This window comes from Dysgonomonas termitidis, from assembly GCF_042654545.1.
Lineage (GTDB): Bacteria > Bacteroidota > Bacteroidia > Bacteroidales > Dysgonomonadaceae > Dysgonomonas > Dysgonomonas termitidis.
In genome coordinates this window covers 15,187-36,686 of record NZ_JBHSGN010000073.1, presented here as the reverse complement: position 1 = coordinate 36,686, position 21,500 = coordinate 15,187, and the positions used below count along the sequence as shown (strand labels likewise).

The 21,500-nt window shown below is 42.3% G+C and carries 19 protein-coding genes; 12 read left to right on the top strand and 7 right to left on the bottom strand.

Going from position 1 to position 21,500, the window contains the following annotated elements:
• Positions 1-303: 303 nt before the first annotated feature.
• Positions 304-1,362: a tyrosine-protein phosphatase gene (locus ACFO6W_RS11835; protein ID WP_379996651.1), complete on the bottom strand. Its 1,059-nt coding sequence runs from the start codon at positions 1,360-1,362 to the stop codon at positions 304-306.
• A gap of 214 nt (positions 1,363-1,576) precedes the next feature.
• Between ACFO6W_RS11835 and ACFO6W_RS11830 the strand changes: the two genes are divergently transcribed.
• The 6 genes from ACFO6W_RS11830 to ACFO6W_RS11805 all read left to right on the top strand — a co-directional run bounded on the left by ACFO6W_RS11830 (position 1,577) and on the right by ACFO6W_RS11805 (position 8,863).
• Positions 1,577-2,635 carry a tyrosine-protein phosphatase gene (locus ACFO6W_RS11830; protein ID WP_379996649.1) on the top strand — a complete coding sequence of 353 codons (1,059 nt, stop codon included), beginning with the start codon at positions 1,577-1,579 and terminating at the stop codon, positions 2,633-2,635.
• A 228-nt stretch (positions 2,636-2,863) separates the two neighbouring features.
• The gene (locus ACFO6W_RS11825) at positions 2,864-3,268 is read left to right on the top strand and encodes a DUF5856 family protein (protein WP_291111167.1); all 405 of its coding nucleotides are present in this window, start codon (positions 2,864-2,866) and stop codon (positions 3,266-3,268) included.
• 731 nt (positions 3,269-3,999) lie between these two features.
• Positions 4,000-5,667 carry a formate--tetrahydrofolate ligase gene (locus ACFO6W_RS11820; RefSeq protein WP_379996647.1) on the top strand — a complete coding sequence of 556 codons (1,668 nt, stop codon included), beginning with the start codon at positions 4,000-4,002 and terminating at the stop codon, positions 5,665-5,667.
• Between the two features lie 2 nt (positions 5,668-5,669).
• Positions 5,670-6,530 carry an N-acetylmuramoyl-L-alanine amidase-like domain-containing protein gene (locus ACFO6W_RS11815; protein WP_379996645.1) on the top strand — a complete coding sequence of 287 codons (861 nt, stop codon included), beginning with the start codon at positions 5,670-5,672 and terminating at the stop codon, positions 6,528-6,530.
• A gap of 12 nt (positions 6,531-6,542) precedes the next feature.
• The gene (locus tag ACFO6W_RS11810; protein WP_379996642.1) at positions 6,543-7,418 is read left to right on the top strand and encodes a CPBP family intramembrane glutamic endopeptidase; all 876 of its coding nucleotides are present in this window, start codon (positions 6,543-6,545) and stop codon (positions 7,416-7,418) included.
• Between the two features lie 32 nt (positions 7,419-7,450).
• On the top strand, positions 7,451-8,863 hold the full coding sequence (locus ACFO6W_RS11805; RefSeq protein ID WP_379996640.1) for an undecaprenyl-phosphate glucose phosphotransferase: 1,413 nt from the start codon (positions 7,451-7,453) through the stop codon (positions 8,861-8,863).
• A 7-nt stretch (positions 8,864-8,870) separates the two neighbouring features.
• Here ACFO6W_RS11805 and mltG read toward each other — a convergent pair whose 3' ends face one another.
• Positions 8,871-9,890: an endolytic transglycosylase MltG gene (mltG, locus tag ACFO6W_RS11800; RefSeq protein WP_379996638.1), complete on the bottom strand. Its 1,020-nt coding sequence runs from the start codon at positions 9,888-9,890 to the stop codon at positions 8,871-8,873.
• A 787-nt stretch (positions 9,891-10,677) separates the two neighbouring features.
• Here mltG and uvrA point away from each other — a divergent pair.
• The gene (gene uvrA / locus ACFO6W_RS11795) at positions 10,678-13,464 is read left to right on the top strand and encodes an excinuclease ABC subunit UvrA (protein ID WP_379996635.1); all 2,787 of its coding nucleotides are present in this window, start codon (positions 10,678-10,680) and stop codon (positions 13,462-13,464) included.
• Here the strand turns inward: uvrA and ACFO6W_RS11790 are convergent.
• Together ACFO6W_RS11790 and ACFO6W_RS11785 are read right to left on the bottom strand one after the other, a co-directional pair.
• The gene (locus ACFO6W_RS11790) at positions 13,461-13,991 is read right to left on the bottom strand and encodes a GNAT family N-acetyltransferase (protein ID WP_379996633.1); all 531 of its coding nucleotides are present in this window, start codon (positions 13,989-13,991) and stop codon (positions 13,461-13,463) included. The genes uvrA and ACFO6W_RS11790 overlap by 4 nt on opposite strands.
• A 14-nt stretch (positions 13,992-14,005) precedes the next feature.
• Complete coding sequence (locus tag ACFO6W_RS11785; RefSeq protein WP_379996631.1) at positions 14,006-14,797, bottom strand: TrmH family RNA methyltransferase; 792 nt, start codon at positions 14,795-14,797, stop codon at positions 14,006-14,008.
• Between the two features lie 118 nt (positions 14,798-14,915).
• On the opposite strand from ACFO6W_RS11785, the gene ACFO6W_RS11780 reads away from it, so the two are divergent.
• From ACFO6W_RS11780 to ACFO6W_RS11760, 5 genes are all read left to right on the top strand, one after another.
• Entirely contained in the window at positions 14,916-15,575 is a 660-nt protein-coding gene (locus ACFO6W_RS11780) for a DUF5715 family protein (protein ID WP_379996629.1), read from the top strand.
• A gap of 72 nt (positions 15,576-15,647) precedes the next feature.
• Positions 15,648-16,412: a tRNA pseudouridine(38-40) synthase TruA gene (gene truA, locus ACFO6W_RS11775; RefSeq protein WP_379996627.1), complete on the top strand. Its 765-nt coding sequence runs from the start codon at positions 15,648-15,650 to the stop codon at positions 16,410-16,412.
• Positions 16,399-17,559, top strand: a complete 1,161-nt coding sequence (gene nhaA / locus ACFO6W_RS11770) for a Na+/H+ antiporter NhaA (protein ID WP_379996625.1) — start codon at positions 16,399-16,401, stop codon at positions 17,557-17,559. The genes truA and nhaA overlap by 14 nt, the downstream gene beginning before the upstream one ends.
• A 93-nt stretch (positions 17,560-17,652) precedes the next feature.
• Positions 17,653-18,552 (top strand): EamA family transporter, encoded by a 900-nt coding sequence (locus tag ACFO6W_RS11765; protein ID WP_379996623.1) that lies wholly within the window; start codon positions 17,653-17,655, stop codon positions 18,550-18,552.
• A gap of 62 nt (positions 18,553-18,614) precedes the next feature.
• Entirely contained in the window at positions 18,615-19,256 is a 642-nt protein-coding gene (locus tag ACFO6W_RS11760; protein ID WP_379996621.1) for a DUF3256 family protein, read from the top strand.
• 84 nt (positions 19,257-19,340) lie between these two features.
• Here ACFO6W_RS11760 and ACFO6W_RS11755 read toward each other — a convergent pair whose 3' ends face one another.
• From ACFO6W_RS11755 to ACFO6W_RS11745, 3 genes are read right to left on the bottom strand one after another with little or no spacing between them, the layout of a single operon-like run.
• Positions 19,341-19,625, bottom strand: a complete 285-nt coding sequence (locus tag ACFO6W_RS11755) for a GNAT family N-acetyltransferase (protein WP_379996619.1) — start codon at positions 19,623-19,625, stop codon at positions 19,341-19,343.
• A 52-nt stretch (positions 19,626-19,677) separates the two neighbouring features.
• A complete protein-coding gene (locus ACFO6W_RS11750; protein WP_379996617.1) occupies positions 19,678-20,262 on the bottom strand; it encodes an LEA type 2 family protein in 585 nt (194 codons plus the stop codon).
• A gap of 35 nt (positions 20,263-20,297) precedes the next feature.
• On the bottom strand, positions 20,298-21,344 hold the full coding sequence (locus ACFO6W_RS11745; RefSeq protein ID WP_379996615.1) for a DUF2027 domain-containing protein: 1,047 nt from the start codon (positions 21,342-21,344) through the stop codon (positions 20,298-20,300).
• Positions 21,345-21,500: the final 156 nt, after the last annotated feature.

The window sequence follows — 21,500 nt, the reverse complement described above, 5'->3', positions numbered from 1 at the left end:
AAAGTGAAGAACGGAAAATGAAAATTGAGCAGGCAGACAAACAGGATAAAGCACAGGAACAGCCGACTGTTGTGGAACCGCCTGCCGCTCCGGTAGAAAAACCTAAGCCGAATCTTTACCCGTTTCTGCCACCGGGATATACATCGAGAACGGATTGAGGAAGGGCTAAGTAATAAGGATACGGGCAGGCAAGATACAAGATATCCGCAGCTTACTGACGAGACACTTCGTTTCTCCCGGCAGGGCAAGGCAGTACATTGTCAACTGTTTACGGAAAAGATGCGAGTTGTTACCAACTTGTCATCAATGAAGTAATATCTGTTTCAGTTTTTTCTTTTTTTCCGGAGTAATTTTCAATTTATTAAGCATATAATCGTCTACCGAGCCGCTCATTTCCCTGATGCACGATATTCCGTATTTCAGGTACGCAAGGTCTGTTTTGGTAAGCATAGTCAATGCTTCCTGCCGCGATTCGGTGAGGCTGTCGGCATCTTTTACCAGCTTAGTACGGTCTATTCCTATTCCCGACCACATATAGTCGTCCTCTATTACATCCAGGGGAACATCCAGCGCACGCAGAAGGAAGTAAGTAGCCAGGCCGCTCTGATCCTTACCCAGATAACAATTATATGCTATCGGATAATTATTTTCGTCACAGAGGTAGTCGAAAAACCGCGCATAATCATCTGCAAAGTTGACAATCATATCTTTATAAGTATCCTGGGTATAGATAACAGCGTCGCCGCGAAGGAATTTCCCGTCCATTACTTTCTGCGAAATGAAACTGTATCCTTTCTCCGAAATCGGGATGCGGATATTATTCGCGCTTTTGAAACGGTCTATATACGGCCTTTTCACATCTTCGGACCGTAAATCGATAACAGTCTTTATCCCCAGGCTTGTCAACTCGGCGCTATCATGAGTAGTCATGCGGAGAAAACTGCCTGAACGAAACAGCTTACCCCAACGAACAGTCCGGTTATCGTTTGTTATGTATCCGCCTATATCCCTGAAATTCTGAATGCTATCCATTTCAAAAAAGCGGTTTGTGATGATATTGGACATAGTCCCCGCAATCTTTATCCGGAAGTATTTGCGTTTCTCTACTGAATTGGAGGTATTGTCTATTATCGCGATATAATCATTTGATTTTACAGTTAAAGAAGGGGTTGAAGGGAAAACGCTGTCATTGTCCGACACGAATATTTCGGCCGGAACATTATCCGTTTCCGGGTACAGCTCCCATTTTAATATATAATTACCTTTTGCATCTCTTTCGCATAAGGCTATGACCGTAGGCCTGGAGGTACAGCTGTATAAGGTAGCTATTAATGTAATACAGGTAAATAGTTTTAATTTCATGTCACAAGCAATTGTTTATTTAAGGTCTGCGACCTCTTTATTACTTTAGTATCTCTTTAAAACATATGTCAGATAACGATATTATATAAGGTTTTCGTCCCGCTAAAGGGCAGCACTTATAACAAAGATACATCAGTCTGACGTGTTTGTCAATAGACTGCAGTCTTTTTGCGAAGATTTACCTTTTTTTTACACTTCAAAGTGATTTAACTCTATGATAGGGAATATATCAACTAATTCCGTATATTTGCCATGTATTATCAATATGGTAAAAGAAGAGGTAAACAATTATCAGGAAAGGACATCTCTGTTAACAATGGATAAAGCCATTCGAAAAGCTCATATAATACGGGAGAAATATACAAAGGAAGCAAGCTTAAGGCTCGAAGCCAAAGGTAATTGGTCTTTGTATGCGGGCAGTTCTGTGAATACAATCAACAGGGCCACTCCTATATTGACGGGCAATGGAAGCGGAAGTTTTTTCCTCAGCGTCAGTACTTACAGCCGCATTTATTTTGAACTGGTTTGCGGTACTGAACGGTTGCTCCTCAGCGAAAGGCACCTCCCTATGGCAGGAGGATACAATTTCAGGGATTTGGGAGGTTTCAGAACAACAGACGGGCGATATACAAAATGGGGTAAGCTTTTCAGGGCGGACGAATTATCCAATCTTACTGCCGACGATCTGAAGTACCTCTCAAGCATACCGGTCACATCTGTCATAGACTTCAGGGCACAAAGCGAAGCGCGCCGCTCGCCCGACAAACTGCCTCCTACTGTCCATTTTACCTATCCTATAGCCATCACACCGGGCAATCTCAGTTCGGAAGGGATTCAGTCCAATATGCTGAAAACGAACATCGACTCTCATATGAAGCATATGAACCGCCTCCTGGTAAGCAACCCTGCATGCGTAAGAGCCTTCCGTATATTTTTTGCTATCGTACAGAATAATCTCAGCGCCCCTCTTATATTCCATTGCTCTGCCGGAAAAGACAGGGCGGGTATGGCTACGGCACTGGTATTGTTCGCCCTGGGAGTAGATGAAGCCACAGTTATGGACGATTATCTGATGTCGAAAATTTATCTGAGTGATAAATATGATGCTTTCATAGCAAAATATCCACGGGCAGAATCGATATTCACCGTTAAGCGTATGTTTCTGCAGGCAGGCATAAACCAGATAAAGAGAGAGCACGGTTCCATAATGAATTTTCTTACCAGGGAATTGAAAGTAGATATAGTAAGAATGAGAAGGTTGTACCTGGAGTGATAAAGACCGGATGAGTATCAACTCATTATAAAATATCATGATTCACTGAAACAAAAGCGGTACTTTTGTTGTTTACCTACTATACATCGTACAGATCAGACTAAAAATCTATTATAGATAAAATCAATATTAACATTTACACATTCAATTGTTAATACTTGGATTTGAAAATCGCAATCATTACCTTTGTCTATATAGAAACAACATAAATAAATAAATTTTATAATTATGAGTACATCTACATTAAAAGAAAAAAAAGCTGCATCAGTAAATGCAGAAATCGGAACATTTTTAGGTAAAGTATTCGCTTTTAACAGCAGTTTGAAACTTCACCACTGGCATATAACCGGCAAAGGTAGTTATGCAGCACATATTGCACTCGATCAGGCTATCGGCGACCTATTAGATACAACAGACCGCCTGGTAGAAACCTCTTATGCAGTAAAAGGAGACCTGGATATCGTAATCCCTGAAACAAAGAATCCTACAAACATTGTAAAACATGCCGAGGATTTCTTTAAATATACAGAAAGCCAGAGAGAATTATTCGCTGAAGCTTTCACTCAGGCAATCATTGACGACTATCAGGAAGCAATCCAACAATTACTGTATCGTCTGAAAAGACTTCAATAATAACAGGACTTAAAGTATAGTTGAACAGGGATCACTTGGTGATCCCTGTTCTCATTTTGAATGGCTGCACAATCAATCTTACAAGATTTAGGGTAAATGCACGAAATTAGGAGCCTGTTTAAATTTTAGCTAAAATTTAAACAGGCTCTTAATCTTTTTGAAAAAGTTTATCTATAGGGTGGATAGCTGTTAGCGGTTGGTTATTAGCTGTTAGCTCTTTGAAGTATTGACAGGCCCCCTCAATCCCCCAAAGGGTAGTGCTGTTGGGTTCTGAATTCTTATATACTCTTTGTCATGTTGAACGAAGTGAAACATCTCCTAAATCGAATGAGATCTTTCGTTCCACTCAGGATGACAGCAGACAATAACAGAATAAAGCGGAGAACTTAACAGTCCTGCCCCGCTCGCGCAGACGTCCCGTCTGTGTGTTGCGTAGCAAACATTTTTGCACTATCAATAAGACACGGACTGGAAGTCCGCGCAAGCGGAGGAGTTTGACTCCGTCGATTTGCAACTCAATTGGCACATCGGCAAATTTACTAATCGGCACATTAGTTTTCTGTCAGATATGTCAGGTTTTAACATTATATAGTTAATAAACATAAATTAAACCAATAATTATAACGGCCAACTTTCGTGCGAATTGCCCTATACAAGATCAGCAAAAACGGTTTAGAATAATAAAAATTTATATCTTTGCTGTCCCAACGGGAAATACACAAAAACAAAGAATGAAAACAGACATTGAAATAGCCGGAAGTATCCAACTTGACAAGATTTCAGATGTAGCGAATAAAGCGGGCATTAATGCCGAAGAGCTACATCAGTATGGTAAATATATTGCAAAAATCCCCGTATCCTTTATTGAGGAGCGCAAAGTGAAGGAAAGCAACCTTATTCTTGTAACAGCCATTACGCCGACAAAGGCCGGTATCGGTAAAACCACCACATCTATTGGCCTGGCTTTAGGATTGAACAAGATTGGGAAAAAAACAATTGTAGCACTCCGGGAACCTTCCCTTGGACCATGTTTTGGCATGAAAGGCGGAGCCGCCGGAGGAGGCTACGCTCAGGTATTGCCTATGGAAGATATCAATCTCCATTTCACCGGGGATTTCCATGCGATAACATCTGCGCACAATATGGTTACCGCCTTACTCGACAACTATCTTTACCGGAACAGGGGTACTGAAAATTACCTCAAAGAGGTGGTATGGAAAAGGGTGCTCGATGTAAATGACAGAAGTCTCAGATATGTTGTGTCCGGACTGAACGGTACGGAGAATGGTGTTCCTGCCGAAACCGGATTTGAAATCACTCCGGCATCAGAGATCATGGCTATCCTTTGCCTGTCTTCCGATATAGAAGATCTGAAAAGGCGTATCGGAAATATTATACTTGGTTATTTTGCCAATGGGAATGCTTTCACAGTGAAAGATCTCGGTGTTGCCGGTGCAATCACAGTATTGCTAAAAGATGCGATAAATCCGAATCTGACACAAACGACCGAACAATCTCCTGCAATCATACACGGAGGTCCGTTTGCCAATATAGCCCACGGATGTAATTCTTTGATAGCGACAAAGATGGCCATGAGCCATGCGGATTATGTAATCACCGAAGCAGGGTTCGGCGCGGACCTGGGAGCAGAGAAGTTCTTCAATATCAAATGTAGAAAAGGACAGATCTCTCCCAAGCTTACAGTCATTGTGGCCACTACCCAGGCTCTGAAAATGCATGGGAATGTCCCTATTGAAAACATCAAAGAGAGAAACAGGGAAGGATTGACAAAAGGCTTTGCCAATCTTGATAAGCATATTGAAAACATGAAATCGTTCGGCCAGAATGTTTTGGTAGCTCTCAACCGGTATGGTTTCGATTCTGAAGAAGAGATAAAGCTGATAAGGGATCACTGCTATCAGCAGGGTGTAAGTTTCGCATTGAACGATTCTTTCACAAAGGGTGGAGAAGGGGCGATTGAATTTGCGGAAGAAATAGTCAGGCAGATCGGAAAGAACCCATCTCCGGCTCTTAGTTTTACATATGAGGATAATGATCCTATAGAAGAAAAGATCAACAAGATTGCCAAATCGATATATGGGGCCGCATCAGTCAGTTTTGGAGATAAAGCACGCAAAAAGCTTGCTCTGGTTGAAAGACAGAACCTCAATCACTATCTGGTTTGTATAGCGAAAACACAGTACTCATTCTCTGACAATGCACATGCTTATGGCACGCCGACAGGATTTACTCTCACTATTAATGACATTGTAATTAACAATGGGGCAGAATTTATAGTAGCCATTGCCGGAAGCATTATGCGCATGCCCGGCTTACCAGCTATACCTCAGGCAGAATATATTGATATTATAGACGGCAAGATTGTAGGACTAAGTTGATTATGAAACCGGCAAAATTGGTTATACTCATATTCTCATTATTAACTTTACCCAATGGGGCTAAAGGAGGAGATATAGTTTCCACCCCCTCCGATGTACGTATCTATGAAGCCTATATAAAGCAGTTTGAAAAACAAAAGGATAAGCCCTTCGGAGAAATATTGATCAATACGGCCAAATACTTTCTGGGAAAGCCGTATGTGGCATATACGCTAGAGATACCGGATACAGAGAGAATGGTCGTTAACCTCAGGGAATTTGATTGCACCACCTTTGTCGAAAACTGTATCGCTCTGTCGCAAGTCACCAAATCCGGAGATTTTTCTTATAACAATTACCTGCGGACACTAATGACAATGCGTTACCGGGACGGAGAGGTCGCCGGTTATACATCACGCCTGCATTATACAAGCGATTGGATATATGAAAATGAGAAACATGGATTATTGAGAGATATCAGTTCAGAAACCGGTGGAGAAAAAGTAAAGAAGGACATCAACTTTATGACAACACATCCTCAACTATATAAGCATCTGAAAAACAATGCCCGGAATATTGAGGAACTGGATAAAATAGAAAAGGATATTTCGAAGAGAAATGCTTATGAAATACTACCGATAGCTGCAATCTATAACAATCAGCACAAAATAAGAACAGGGGATATAATCGTGTTTGCCACATCGGTCACGGGATTAGATTACTCACATATAGGGATTGCTTACTGGCAGAATAAAGAGTTGCATTTCATTCATGCATCAAGTAGCGCCAAACAGGTAGTAATAGAAAAGAAAACACTTCCGGATTATTGTAAGACCTCAAAAAGCTGTACAGGAATAACTATACTTCGCATTAATCAGAAATAAAAGACAACGATTATGGATAACAAAGGGATATTGTATAACATGGGAGGCTGGTCACAGTTTTTCTTCATCTTCTTCCTCTTCTTTTCGGGGTTGATGATGGCATCCTTCATTATCGTATTAATCATGCCGATGGATGAATTATTGGAGTCTGCACGCGCTATGCGGTTAGCTCAGGTTATACAGGCAGTCTTTATGTTTCTGATCCCTGCACTGGCCTATGCTTTTTTGTATCAGGGTAACGTTAAATCTTATTTGAACACCGATAAACATATAAATATACGCCTTTTGCTCTGCTCGGTTCTCCTCATCATTTCTATTCAACCGCTTATAAACTGCATCGGGTATTATAATCAGCAAATAATACTGCCTGAGTCCCTCAACTGGATGAAAGAGTACGAGGAGTCAGCCGAGAAATCGTTAAAGCTTTTATTCTCAAACAGATCAATCCCCTCCCTTATCTTCAATTTGCTGGTAATTGCAGTTATGGCAGGCCTGGCCGAAGAATTCTTCTTCAGGGGGTGCTTACAGCAGATAATGCAAAAGATTGTAAAAAACCAGCATTTTGCCATATGGATTACAGCGATTATCTTCAGTGCTATCCACTTTCAGTTTTACGGATTTGTCCCGAGAGTTTTGCTAGGCGCCTTATTGGGATACTTATTCGTATGGTCGGGAAGCATATGGGTTCCGGTTATTGTACACACAATACATAATGCGATAAATGTCGTACTTATTCATATATATTACGATACGCCGCAGGCCAATCAAATAGAAGATTTCCGCTTCGAAGAAAATACCTTGCTGGTATCAGTAAGCTTCGCCTTATCGGCTATAATAATATTTATGATATATAGAAGAGTGATAAATAAGCAAAAATCTGAGAACTAAATATTATCTTTGCAGTCTGTTTTACTTACACTATGGATAGTACGGATAGAAAAGAAGGATATGGTTACCTGATTGACTGGATAGTTCGTTTTGGCGACTTGTTCCTTATAAATATATTTTTTTTACTGGCGTATTTCATATTCCGCCAAGACGATGTTGTAACCGAAAGCCTCCACTACAGGGAGAAAATCATCGCATTCCTACTGATTAACCTGTGCTATTTCCTGACCTCGTCATTTGTCCGCTTTCACATAACCTCCAACGTCGTATATCTGGATAAAATAGTCCAACGCTCATCTGCCTTTATTACTCTCTATGCCGTGCTGGTTACTGCCGGATTTTCTATTTTCAATATAGTAAGCATTCCTATCATCCCGTGGATTGTAGGCTTTTTTATCATGGGAACCATCTTTATAAGCTGGCATGTATCATTCCGTCTTCTGCTAAAATCGTATAGAAAAAAGGGCTACAATTATAGACAGGTCATTATCATAGGAGCGGGAGCCAGCGCTATTAAGACATATGAATCACTTATTTTCAGCGAGTTCGGCTATAAGATCTTAGGATTTTTTGACAATGATATCTCTAAAAAGGATGTATTGCCTAATTATCTTGGAAAGATTTCCGACATAGAAGAATATATCAAGGAGGCCAAAGTAGACGAGATGTTCTGCACGCTATCGGGAAACCAGGACGAAATGGTCTATGATTTAGTAAGGCTCTGTGAAAAGAATATGATCCGCTTCCATCTCATACCCGAGTTCCACAAATACATGAGGAGGCGTTTTTCCCTCCATTTTATAGAATCTACTCCTGTACTGAGCCTTAGATACGAGCCTTTGCAGCACTTTACCAATAGATTTATAAAACGAGTTTTCGACATCATTTTCTCAGGCCTTGTATTAATACTTATCTTCCCTTTTGTATATATCATTTTCGGCGCTATTATCAAATGGTCTTCCCCCGGTCCGATATTCTTCAAACAGAAAAGAACAGGAATTAAAGGAGAAGAATTTTATTGCTATAAGTTCCGCTCAATGCGGTTAAATAAAGAAGCTAATAAAAAGCAGGCAACAGCAGGAGACCCGCGCATAACTAAAGTAGGCGCCTTCATGCGGAAGACCAGTATCGATGAACTACCCCAGTTTATCAACGTTTTCAAGAACGATATGTCTGTTGTGGGCCCTCGTCCGCACATGCTGCAACATACCGACCTATATAGCTCCCTCATAGATAAATTCATGGTCCGCCACCTGGTGAAGCCGGGTATCACCGGCTGGGCGCAGGTTACCGGATGCCGGGGTGAAACCAAAACTGTAGAGGAAATGGAAGAACGCGTAAAAAGAGACGTATGGTATCTCGAACACTGGACTTTCTTCCTAGACCTGAAGATAATCTACCTTACGGTCACGAACGTCTTCAAAGGAGACGAAAAAGCCTTTTAACACCGGGTCAATATATTCCTCTCGCGTTTAACGCATTTCTGTACCGTGCAGCATTCTTCTGATGCTCCGCATAGGTGTTAGCAAAATTATGACGTCCCGAGAAATCTTCCTTTGCACACATGTACAGGTAATCACTCTTTGTATAATTGAGCACACTGTCAATTCCCTTGATCGAAGGTATGCGGATCGGTCCCGGAGGCAAGCCTGTATGCATATATGTATTGTATGGAGAATCGGTCTCCAGGTGCTTGTTCAATATACGGCGCAAGCTGAAATCGCCCACCGCGAACTTCACTGTCGGATCTGCCTGTAATGCCTGACCCGAGCGGAGCCTGTTAAGATACAATCCTGCTACAACCGGGTACTCATCCGTAAAAGTACACTCCTCCTCAACTATAGAAGCCAACGTCGATACTTCGGCAGGAGATAGCCCCAACTCTTCAGCCTGTGCCACCCGCTTATTATTCCAAAAGTCATTATATTCGGTCTTCATCCGCTGAAAAAATTCATTGGAACTCGCATCCCAGTAAAACTGATATGTATTGGGAATAAACATGGCAACGATAGTTTCCGTGGTAAATCCGAGATCTTTACATTTTTCAGGATCATTTAGTGTCGCCAACAGATCCTCCTTGCCCAGCATCAACTGACCCGAGATACGTTCGGCAAAGTCTTCTTTGGTACGTATATTATTGAATTTCAAATTCAGGGGTGTCTGATGCCCGCTGCGCAGATGGCGCATAAGGTCAAGGATATTCATATCCGGCTTTACCGCATAACGACCTGTCTTTAAATTATCCTTATAATCCATAACTGATGCCAGTAGCTCAAAGTTGTTTATACTTTTTACTTTAGCGCTATCCTCCAGTTCTTTCAGTAATGCATCATAGTCCCTGCTCCCATCTATATAAAGATAGACAGTCTTATCTATGCCAAACCCTGTATTTATAATACTGTAGACATATGCGCCGGCTGCTATGGCTATAATAGCAATTATAATAAAGGCATATAAAATTTTCTTTTTCATTTCTTCTTTGTTCTTTTAGTCGTGAGATAGAAAGGTAACAAAATTAACAGAAAACAATTAATAATAAAGAATGAAGAATGAATATTCTTTTGTACAGTTCTTATATGAAAGTTGATACATATAATCACTAAACATCCGCTGGCGCGGACTTCCAGTCCATGTCTTGTTGATAGTGCAAAAATGTTTGCTACGCAACACACAGACTGGAAGTCCGCGCCAGCGGGGGGAAAAAGGTAACAAAAGTAACAGGAATCAATGTGCTAATTGACTAATATACCGATGTACCAATGGCGCGAAGCGACAAAACGTGTAACTCATAACTGCTCGCAGGGCACAGAAATAACATTCGCCGAAGCGAAGGCGAGGCAAACTCGTAACTAATTTTACAGTTATCAGTTAACAATCCTTTCTTGCAAACCGCATTTCTCCCGGTGTATCTGCGTGTCTTTCCTGCGAGCTTCAGAGTCCTCGTTTTTTTATTTCTGCTTCTCATATTCTTTCGTTGATTATCTGTATAATGTTAAAAAGTAACAAAGGTAACAGTTTTTTCAGTCAACAGTTAGCAGTCAACATCTTGTATCTCGTATCTTGTTTACTTGTAACTCGTAACTGCTTTAATCAATACGTCAAAGAACTAACAGCTATATATAGATAAAGAAATTCACGTTTTATAAAGAAATTATAATTATTTCCGGGAATTTCGGATATTTTACATTCCTTTAAATTAACTGGCTAAGGGAATGCGCTTATTTTTTCGTAATTTTGTATCCATTTTTTTGAAGAGATTATGTCAGAAGAGAAAAATATATTTATAAAGGGCGCGCGGGTTAACAATCTAAAAAACATTGATGTAGAAATACCCCGCAACAAATTTGTAGTAATTACAGGACTATCCGGTTCGGGAAAGTCTTCGCTCGCATTCGATACGCTCTATGCAGAAGGCCAGCGCCGCTATGTGGAAAGCCTGTCGTCATATGCCCGTCAGTTCCTCGGCCGTATGAATAAGCCTGAGAGTGACTATATCAAAGGCATTCCGCCGGCGATTGCTATCGAGCAACGGGTAAGCGCCCGTAATCCGCGTTCCACGGTAGGTACCTCGACCGAGATATATGAATACCTGCGGTTGCTTTTTGCCCGTATCGGCAAGACCATTTCCCCCGTATCGGGACAGGAAGTGAAGAAGCATCAGGTGAGCGATATTGTAGAAAAGATGAAGTCGTATCCGGAAGAAACAAGGCTTGCCATTCTGACTAAAATAATTCTCCGCGATGGCAGGTCTTTGAATGAACAGCTGGAAATCTTACAGAAGGAGGGTTTTTCGAGAGTAGAGACAGCCGGTAAATTCGAACGGATTGAGGATATTCTTGCATCCAAGACCAAATATAAAGCGGACGAATTACTTCTGCTTATCGACCGCCTTACCTGCGATAAGGACGCGGCCAACATCAGCCGTTTCTCGGAATCCATAGAAACCGCTTTCTTCGAAGGAGAGAGTGATTGTGTGATCCGTTTCTATATAGGGGATAAAGTTGAGAGTTTCGACTTTTCGAGACACTTCGAGGCCGATGGCATCCAGTTTGAAGAACCGTCCGACCTGATGTTCAGTTTCAACAGTCCGGTGGGTGCCTGCCCGGTTTGTGAAGGCTTCGGCCGTGTGATGGGGATAGATGAAGACCTTGTGGTTCCCAATAAAAGCCTGTCGGTATATGAAGACGCCGTAGTCTGCTGGAAAGGCGAGAAAATGAGCGAATGGAAGATAGAGTTTATCCATGCCGCCGGTAAATATAATTTCCCTGTTCATCGCCCTTATTTCGAATTATCGGATAGCGAGAGGGATTTACTCTGGCATGGTGCGAGAGGCTTGCACGGCATAGACGATTTCTTCAAAATGGTGGAGGAAAACCAGTATAAGATACAATACCGTGTAATGCTTGCCCGCTACCGGGGAAAAACGACTTGCCCGGCTTGCAAAGGTTCGCGCCTGAAACCCCAGGCATTGTATGTAAAAGTAGGCGGCAAGACCATTGCCGACCTCGTATTGATGCCTATATCCGAGCTGAAAGTATTCTTTGATTCCCTCGATTTGAATGAAACAGATGCAGCTATCGCTAAGCGCCTGTTAACCGATATAAATATCCGTATCCTGTATCTTATGAATGTTGGGTTGGGATACCTTACATTAAATCGTTTATCGAACTCGCTTTCTGGAGGAGAGAGTCAGCGTATCAATCTGGCTACATCGTTGGGAAGCAGCCTTGTGGGTTCTCTTTATATACTGGATGAGCCGAGTATAGGGTTGCACTCTCGTGATACCGATTTGTTAATTAAGGTATTGCAGGAACTCAAGTCGATAGGGAATACCGTTGTTGTGGTAGAGCACGACGAAGAGATAATACGTGCAGCCGACTATATAATCGACATAGGCCCCAAAGCCGGCCGTTTAGGCGGTGAAATCGTATATCAGGGGGATATGGCAGGCCTGCAGAAGCATACCGAAAGCTATACTGTCCGCTATCTGAATGGAGAAGAAAAGATAGATGTTCCCAAAGTAAGGCGCAAATGGAATAACTTCATAGAGATAAAAGGCGCACGGCAGAACAATCTGAAAAATATCGACGTGAAATTCCCGCTAAATGTGATGACCGTGGTAACGGGTGTCAGCGGTTCGGGAAAATCCTCACTGGTATGTGACGTGTTCTATACCGCCCTTGAGCGTCATTATAAAGGGAAGGGAGACCAGATAGTGCAATACAACGGGCTCGAAGGTGACCTGAAGCTGATAAAGGATATAGAGATGGTAGATCAGAACCCTATCGGCAGGTCGTCCCGCTCCAATCCTGTAACTTATATAAAAGCCTACGATGAAATCCGTAAATTGTTTGCCGACCAGCCACTGGCCAAACAATTACATTTTACTCCGGCCTTCTTCTCCTTCAACGTAGAGGGCGGAAGATGCGAAGAATGCGCGGGAGAAGGTAAGATACTTGTAGAAATGCAGTTTATGGCCGATGTGCTACTCGAATGCGAGGCCTGCAAAGGAAAGCGTTTCAAACAGGATGTATTGGATGTACAATACAGAGGGGCAAGTATCCACGATGTACTGGAAATGACAATAGATCAGGCTATCGAGTTCTTTGAAGAAGGAAAAGGCAGCACCGAAAAGAAAATCGTAAAACGCCTGAAGCCATTGCAGGATGTAGGACTTGGATATGTGAAGCTGGGACAATCGTCCTCGTCCCTGTCCGGTGGGGAAAACCAGCGTGTAAAACTGGCGTTCCACCTTGTGGACGAAAAACCGGAGCCTACTCTTTTTATATTCGATGAGCCTACTACAGGATTACATTTCCATGATATAAAAACCCTGTTGAAAGCGTTCGATTCGCTGATAAAAAGGGGGCATACCATCGTTATCATCGAGCATAATATGGATGTTATCAAATGCGCCGATCATATTATCGATATAGGTCCCGAAGGGGGAAAGGAGGGTGGCTATGTGGTCTGTGAAGGTACTCCTGAGAAGATTGCCAAATGTGAGAAGTCATATACAGGAAAATTCCTGAAAGAAAAACTTTAAACAGTATCCAATAATAACTCGTATAACCTGAACCATTTCAGGTGTTCGTAACCCAGTTGTAAATCGACCGTGGCTATATATGTATAGCCCAGTTTTTCATATAATGATATGGCTGCTGTATTGTTAACAGAAACATCCAACCGGATTGATTTCATTTTCAGCTGAATTGCATATTCCTTTGCAAAAGTCATAAGCTTAAACGCCACACCTTTTTGCATAAAATGTGGATGCACCACTAGAGTGTGTACTACAAATACATTTTTGTAATCCGCAGATATCTTCCAGTCAGCTTCTTCATAGGCGGTTTCCGGCTTATGGTTCAGAATGATACTGCCGGCTATCCTGCCGGCGGTTTTCAAAATAAACAGGCTATCGTCTTCAATACCGTCAAGCGCTGTCTGCCGTATAGGGTAAATATGCTTGATCCAACCGGGATAATTAATATTGGATTCCAGATAATCATTCAAATCATTGTATAGATCTTCCAGTTCATCTATATCGTTTATTGTCCCTTTTTCTATAATCATGTGCCTTTTCAACTTTAAAATCCACGTTGCCTCATAGCCTCAAACGTGAGAACAGCAGTGGAAACGGAGACATTCAGCGAGTCTATTTTTCCTCGCATCGGTATTTTTATCCTTGCGTCCGCGTTGGTGAGCCAGAAATCAGTCAGTCCGTCCGCTTCCGTACCCATTATTATAGCCGACGGAATAGAAAAGTCCGTATCCTGATACCATTGCGAAGCCTGCAATTCGGCGGCAAACGATTTTATTTTCTTATCCCGGAGGAAATCCAAAGCTTCCCGCGAAGAACACACTGCCGTTTGTACGGTGAAAAGGCAGCCTACACTGGAACGTATAGCATTGGGGTTGTACAGGTCGGTAGCAGGATCACAGATGATTACAGCATCAGCCTGCGCCGCGTCCGCCGTACGGAGTATCGCCCCCAGGTTACCGGGTTTCTCTACCGCTTCGAGTATGATAATAAAAGGGTTTTCCGATAGTTTCAAATTGTTTAAAGTATGGTTTTTCGGTCTGGCAAGGGTCAGTAGTCCGTCCGAACCTTCACGATATGCAATTTTTTCGAATACGGCTTCCGATACTTCAAACAGTTTGTTTTCACCGATAGAATCGAGAACTTCCGGATAATCCGTCTTCCGGAATAATTCCGGGCAGACATATACCGAATTTATCTCATAATCAGCCGTCATGGCAAGGCTCAATTCCCTTGCGCCCTCTATCAGAAAGAGGTTTTGCTCTTTACGCTCTTTGCTCTTGGCGAGTTTTACAATATTCTTTATCCTCGGATTTTGCAGGCTGGTTATTTTTTCCATTTATTTCTTATATCCTTTTCATTTTTAACCGGGTTGCCATAAAAGGCAAAGACAAAAATAACAACTAAGGCGGTTATTTTGTACCTTTGTGCCGGAAAAATCAAAATTAAGGAGATTTATGAGATATATGTGGATACTTTCAATCGGTATTCTATCTATGATAAGTTGTAGCTCGAAGGGGCAGAGCGACGAAGAAAAGCCAGCGGCCGAAGTAAGGAAATATAGCCGTTTTAACGGGAATTACAATAGAACATTTGCCGATTTGCAGGATGTCCAGATTGAAGCCGCCATCGCAAACGGAGTAGGGCCTCTGGTTTCCAGAGCGGATACTGCCTTGTATGAAGGACAATTAGTACGCATACCGAGCGAACTGGATATATACAAGGTGGATAAGCTGAAACACTCGATGCCTTTCCTTGTACCGAAAGCGGCAACCCTGCTGTCGGATATCTGCCTTAATTTCAGGGATTCGCTTATCAGCAAGAAAATGGTCTTATATAAGCCGATTGTTACCAGTATTACACGTACGGATGACGATGTAAAAGGGCTCTCAAGACGTAACAGGAATACGAGCGACAACTCGACACACCGCTATGCCACGACATTCGATATTGCCTGGACACGCTTCGAGAAGGTAAATCCATCAGATCCGCGTACTCTCGACGATGGCAGGCTAAAAGCCGTACTGGGACAGGTCCTCCACGACCTGCGGCAACGCGACAGATGTTATGTGAAGCACGAAAGAAAACAGTCTTGTTTTCATATAACGGTAAGATAAAAAAGTTTTTAGCTGTTAGCTAGAAAATAATCAAGAAAGCTAATAGCTAAAGGCTATCGGCTAAAAGCTAAGATGAAACGTTACTTCATATATTTATCATACAACGGGGAGAAGTATTGTGGATGGCAGATACAGCCCAATGGTGTATCGGTGCAGGAAACAATAGAAAAAGCTTTGTCCACCCTGCTGCGTGTTCCGGTATCCATTGTGGGCGCCGGGCGTACCGATGCGGGTGTACATGCCCGTATGATGGCAGCGCATTTCGACAGCGAACAGGAAATTACGGATCTGCTATTGCTGGCTAATAAACTGAACAGCCTGTTGCCAAAAGATATTGCCATACAAAAAATAGTAGAAGTAAAGCCGGATGCCCACGCCCGTTTCGATGCTGAATCGAGGCTGTACAGATATTATATTACAACCGATAAAGATCCCTTTCTGCATCATCTGAAATATAAGATATACGGAAATCCGGATATAGAAGCAATGAATGCCTGCGCAAAGGTATTATTCGATTACGAGGATTTTACCAGCTTCAGCAAGCTGCATACCGATGTAAAAACGAATAACTGCACGATTATGCTTGCCCGGTGGGAACAGGCCGGGAACGATTATATATTCACCATCAAGGCAAACCGTTTTTTGCGTAATATGGTACGTTCCATCGTGGGAACACTGCTTGAAGCCGGATGGGGAAAGATAACCACAGATGATTTCCGGCGCATTATTGAAGCTAAAGACAGGTGTAAAGCCGGGACTTCCGTTCCGGGACATGCCCTCTTTCTGGAAGAAATAGAATATAATAACGATATATTTAACAACGATGAGGATATCTAACCTTTTAAGTGGCAGAACACTGCGTAGATTTATGGAGAGTGAGAAGTCGGGAGGACTTACTCTCATCGTATGCACATTAATATCGATACTGCTGGCCAACTCCAGTATAGGGGAAGGATATCGCGGTGTATGGGATTTTCATGCAGGCAGCCATACTGTCGCAGAATGGATAAACGACGGATTGATGGCTATTTTCTTCCTTTTGGTAGGATTGGAGCTGATCCAGGAAATTTATGAAGGTGAGTTGTCGAATATAAAAAGGGCCATGCTGCCTATTTCGGGGGCATTGGGAGGGATGTTAATTCCCGCGGCAATATATATGTTCCTCAACTTCGGAACGGATACACACGCCGGATTTGGCATACCTATGGCAACGGATATTGCTTTTGCTCTTGGCGTACTGTCTTTGCTTGGCAACCGCGTACCCGTTTCGCTGAAAGTGTTTCTTACCGCTCTGGCAGTTATCGACGATTTGGGCGCTATTATCGTTATCGCTATATTTTACACAACGTCACTGGCGTGGGTGTATCTGATTATCGCATTGGGCATGTTTGTGTTATTGCTCACCCTGAATAAGAAATTCAATGTAACCAATCTTATCCCTTATCTTATAGGCGGTGTCATTATGTGGTATTGTATGCTTCACTCGGGTGTGCATGCGACTATTGCAGGGGTATTGCTCGCCATAACAATCCCGTTCAGAAGAGGAGACGCGAAATGCTTGTCCAACAGGATGCAGCATGCTTTACACTATCCGGTCGCCTTTATTGTATTGCCGATATTCGCTTTGGCGAATACAGCCATGGTAATAGAGGGTAACTGGGACCAGTCGGTAGGAGAGCCGTTCGCAATGGGTATCCTCTTGGGTCTTATTGTCGGCAAGCCTTTAGGTATAACGTTATTCAGCTTTATCTCGGTCAAAACAGGCTTATGCGCGCTTCCCAGAGGTGTGAACTGGAAAGCATTGCTGGGAGCAGGTATGCTGGGCGGTATAGGATTCACGATGTCTATCTTTATTACTTTACTGGCATTCAAAGGAAATGCGCACTATATCAATGAGTCGAAACTGATGATATTACTGGCGTCTCTGGCATCGGGAATTATTGGTTATGCATGGCTGGGTAATGTGCTGAAAAGAAGTAGATAAGTTACAAGTAGACGAGTTACAAGTTGGGTAAAGCCGTAAATAAAATTTAGAGTGCACCGGCAACTTGTAACCCTTATAGTATATTAAAAAAATATGTGGTTAGCGCTTGCGTTCGTTTCGGCATTCTTCCTCGGATGCTATGATATATGTAAAAAGAAGTCGGTTGACAGGAATGCTGTCATACCTGTACTGTTTCTCAATACGCTGTTCTGCTCCCTGCTGCTCTTGCCCCTTGTCCTTATATCCAAAGTTTCGCCCGATACATTAAGTGGTACGATAGGATACGTACCATCCGTCTCTCTTGAAACCCACGGGTATATCTTTATAAAATCGATCATTGTCCTCACCTCATGGATATTCGGATATTTTGCCATAAAACACCTGCCCCTGACCATTACAGGCCCGATTAATGCCACCCGCCCCGTAATGACATTGCTGGGCGCGCTGTTTATATTCGGTGAGCGTTTGAACTTATCCCAGTGGATAGGGGTAATTATAACCATTGTCTCCTTCTTCCTGCTCTCCCTTTCGGGCAAAAAGGAAGGGATCAGTTTTCATAAGAATAAATGGATATTCTTTATGGTTCTGGCTGCTGTTGCCGGAGCTGTAAGCGGTCTTTACGATAAGTTCCTGATGCAGCAGTTCAGTTCTACGGCCGTTCAGTATTGGTTCAATACATACCAGTGCCTGCTGATGCTGATAGTCCTCCTTATGCTGTGGTATCCTAAACGGGAGAAAACGACTCCGTTCAAGTGGAAATGGAGTATAATCCTGGTATCTGTATTCCTTACCATTGCCGACTTTGTCTATTTCTATGCATTGACAGACTCCGATGCCATGATCTCGATCGTATCCATGGTAAGGCGCAGTAGTGTACTGGTGTCATTTGCCGGAGGAGTACTGTTCTTCCATGAAAAAAACTTAAAAGGGAAAGCTATAGACCTCGTTTTAATAATTGTAGCAATGTTTTTCCTATATTTGGGGACGAAATAAGTCAGTTCGCAGTGAACAGTAAACAGTTCGCAATATACATCTAATGTAAATAAATAAGCAGAATGAAAAAAATAGTATTCACGATAGCCTTTATTATAACGAGCGTAATCTCTCTTCCGGCGCAGGAAATAAGCAGTATATTCCTTACCATGCCCGAAAATATTATCTTCGGACTGGAGGCTGCCCAGAAGGATTTGCTTGTTTCCAATCCGGGCGATACAACAGAAATAAAGGTTGACAGGGAGACATACGGAGAAGTAAAGAGGCTGGCCATGTCGTCCGATTTCATTTCACTACAGACCTCGGAAGCGGGTACAACACAGATAAAGCTGCTACCGTTGATAAACGATTCCAAGATCGTATGTGTTATAAAAACCGTATGTGGAAAAGATAGCCTTTGCGATAGCCAGATACAGTTCTATACAACGAAATGGCTGCCGATCAATCAGGGAGACCTGTTTCCGAAAAGAGATAAAAACTGGTTTATAAAAGCGGATGCAGACCGGGATACTCAAGATTTTAAGAATGCTTATGCGGCTCTGGATATGAATCCCATGAAGATCACCTTGTCTCCTGCCGATAATTCTTTGACACTGGTATATGAAATTGAAAAGTATCTGTCGGAAGAAGATTATAAGAAGATAGAACCGTATCTGACAGAGGAGCCTAAGATATTTAATTGGGATAAGTCGTCGTATAAATAGAAAGCGGCTAACGAAGAAGCATTTAATAAAGAGGGCGGATATATCAAAATATCTGCCCTCTTTATTTGTAATCCGGAATACTTATCACTCATTTCCCGCCACGATATCCTCATACTCAGGATGGCGCTGTATATATGCTTTTGTATAAGGGCAGATTGGGCGTACCTTATAGCCGTTGTCCCGGATATAATCGAGTAATATCCTGGTCAGAGCGCCTGCAATACCCCGCCCTTCCAGTTGAGGGGGAACTTCGGTATGTGTCACCAGAAAAACATTATCCCTCTTTCTGTAATCTACAAGAGACAAGAGGCCTTCCACTTCTGTTTCGAAGCGGCTTTTTTCTTCGTTATGTATGATGTTATATTCCATGACTATAATTTTTTATAATTACATATATTGCTGACCGATTGCAGCCAACGGATTAATTTCCTCCGAAGCTGAAGCTTACAGGTATATACATCGGTGATGCCACAGGAGTATTGCCGATCATAAATGTCGGTTTGAGCTGTAGTGATACATTCGATTTCTTAGAACCGATACCCAGAAAGTTTTTGGCAATCTCTGTTACAGCGTCTTTCGAATTATTCTTCATCAATGTAGCCAGATCGACACCGATAGTAAGCGGCAATGTCTGGGTCTGTCCCGAGGCAATATTCAGGGTCTGGTTTATAGAACCGGTGGTAAACTGAATGTCATCCACGCTGATAATATATTGCAGGCCATGCAACAATGCAGCCGATTCGTTCGGGTTCTTCACATTCACGTTCAATGTAAAATTGAGCGGGATGGAAGTCGCGGTCCCCGATAGAATGGATGTTATCTTAGGGATGGATGTTACGGATAAGCCATTGGAAAGATTCATTCCGGATATGGTTAACCCCGTAATCGACTTATAACTGTATTCACAGTTTATCAGGTTATAAGTACTTCTTAATCCCTGTTGAACGCTGTCGCAACCAACCAGTGTAGTTACAACTAATAATAATGTTAAAATTCTCTTCTTCATTCTGATAAATTATTTAGTTTGTGTATCCTGATATGTTATTTTATCGTTACCATTGTAGCCCCGTATCCGTATTCACGGAAAGAAGCATCCTGATAATAAACCGATTTATAATTTGAATTCAATTCCTTTAGTACCGCATTTTTGAGAACGCCGTCCCCCTTACCATGGATAAAGACTATTTTCTGGCCTTTGTTCCGCTTGTTTTCATCCATCACTTCCCTGAACTTTTTCAACTGATACTCCAGAATATCGCCTGATGATAAACCGTTTGTATCATCTAAAAGTTCATCGGCATGCAGATCTATTTCGAGGATAGCGCTTTTTTCTTTCTTCACTATCGGTTGTATGCGCGGACGACCTTCTTTCTGTTTCATGGCCGTTTCTATTTCCACGGCCGAAATGACAAGTTCTTTTTCCGCAAGGTCACGGCGGGCTATCGGGTATATAATTGCTTCGTCTTCGAAATAGTCGTTTTCTCTGAAACTATGGAGTTTGTAAAACTTCACCGTATCTATGTGTACTTCCACCGAATATGCGTTCTTGAGGGCGAAAGGCTTTTCCTTCTTATAGGCAAAGAACTGGAGGCAGATACGCTCTATGTCATTCAGTTCCATTTTATCGAATTCCTCGATGAACAGCTTTGTATTCGGCTCTATCACGCCTGCATTCCTGCTTACCCATCCGTTGTCACTCCTGCTCATATAATTGAAAGACAGATAGTAATTACTGTCATTTATAAGGTAACATTCAAAAGCCGTTGCGCTCAGATTTTTTATATCTACAGGCAGGTAAGCAAGGAAGACCGATAATTGCTCTCCCTCTTTTGTCTCTTCCGTTTTATAATCCTCATATTTTTCTTCAACCTTGCCTATTACAGCTTTTTGCTGAACTTCAGCCGTTGGTTTGGATGTTTGTCTTACCTGTGCATCATTGGCAGGCTCTATGACCACGCATTCGCGTATCAGCACGGGAATATCGAAGCCCTCATCGTCCTCTACCAGAACTATGTCTTTTCCCTGAAACCCTTTTACCACACCGCCTCCCGTTGTGTTTAGAAAGCGGACTTTATCTCCTGTTTTCATAAATCTAAATTATTCAATTTCATTGGTCTTTTTACATACGCTTCGCTCCTGTGAGCGTTGGTTGTCATGACTCGGCATAATCAAACTAAATTTTGTTCCTGCTCTCGCTATTCTAAAACGTTCTTTTTTAAGCTCTCTTCCGGCTTTTTTATTCAC

Bases quoted from the DNA above. Each gene is read 5' to 3' on its own strand.
- ACFO6W_RS11780 (WP_379996629.1), top strand. From the start codon at position 14,916: ATGAGATATATGTGGATACTTTCAATCGGTATTCTATCTATGATAAGT.
- ACFO6W_RS11790 (WP_379996633.1), bottom strand. From the start codon at position 13,991: ATGATTATAGAAAAAGGGACAATAAACGATATAGATGAACTGGAAGAT.
- ACFO6W_RS11765 (WP_379996623.1), top strand. From the start codon at position 17,653: ATGTGGTTAGCGCTTGCGTTCGTTTCGGCATTCTTCCTCGGATGCTAT.
- uvrA (WP_379996635.1), top strand. From the start codon at position 10,678: ATGTCAGAAGAGAAAAATATATTTATAAAGGGCGCGCGGGTTAACAAT.
- truA (WP_379996627.1), top strand. From the start codon at position 15,648: ATGAAACGTTACTTCATATATTTATCATACAACGGGGAGAAGTATTGT.
- ACFO6W_RS11830 (WP_379996649.1), top strand. From the start codon at position 1,577: ATGATAGGGAATATATCAACTAATTCCGTATATTTGCCATGTATTATC.
- nhaA (WP_379996625.1), top strand. From the start codon at position 16,399: ATGAGGATATCTAACCTTTTAAGTGGCAGAACACTGCGTAGATTTATG.
- mltG (WP_379996638.1), bottom strand. From the start codon at position 9,890: ATGAAAAAGAAAATTTTATATGCCTTTATTATAATTGCTATTATAGCC.
- ACFO6W_RS11785 (WP_379996631.1), bottom strand. From the start codon at position 14,797: ATGGAAAAAATAACCAGCCTGCAAAATCCGAGGATAAAGAATATTGTA.
- ACFO6W_RS11815 (WP_379996645.1), top strand. From the start codon at position 5,670: ATGAAACCGGCAAAATTGGTTATACTCATATTCTCATTATTAACTTTA.
- ACFO6W_RS11820 (WP_379996647.1), top strand. From the start codon at position 4,000: ATGAAAACAGACATTGAAATAGCCGGAAGTATCCAACTTGACAAGATT.
- ACFO6W_RS11760 (WP_379996621.1), top strand. From the start codon at position 18,615: ATGAAAAAAATAGTATTCACGATAGCCTTTATTATAACGAGCGTAATC.
- ACFO6W_RS11835 (WP_379996651.1), bottom strand. From the start codon at position 1,362: ATGAAATTAAAACTATTTACCTGTATTACATTAATAGCTACCTTATAC.
- ACFO6W_RS11825 (WP_291111167.1), top strand. From the start codon at position 2,864: ATGAGTACATCTACATTAAAAGAAAAAAAAGCTGCATCAGTAAATGCA.
- ACFO6W_RS11745 (WP_379996615.1), bottom strand. From the start codon at position 21,344: ATGAAAACAGGAGATAAAGTCCGCTTTCTAAACACAACGGGAGGCGGT.
- ACFO6W_RS11810 (WP_379996642.1), top strand. From the start codon at position 6,543: ATGGATAACAAAGGGATATTGTATAACATGGGAGGCTGGTCACAGTTT.
- ACFO6W_RS11755 (WP_379996619.1), bottom strand. From the start codon at position 19,625: ATGGAATATAACATCATACATAACGAAGAAAAAAGCCGCTTCGAAACA.
- ACFO6W_RS11805 (WP_379996640.1), top strand. From the start codon at position 7,451: ATGGATAGTACGGATAGAAAAGAAGGATATGGTTACCTGATTGACTGG.
- ACFO6W_RS11750 (WP_379996617.1), bottom strand. From the start codon at position 20,262: ATGAAGAAGAGAATTTTAACATTATTATTAGTTGTAACTACACTGGTT.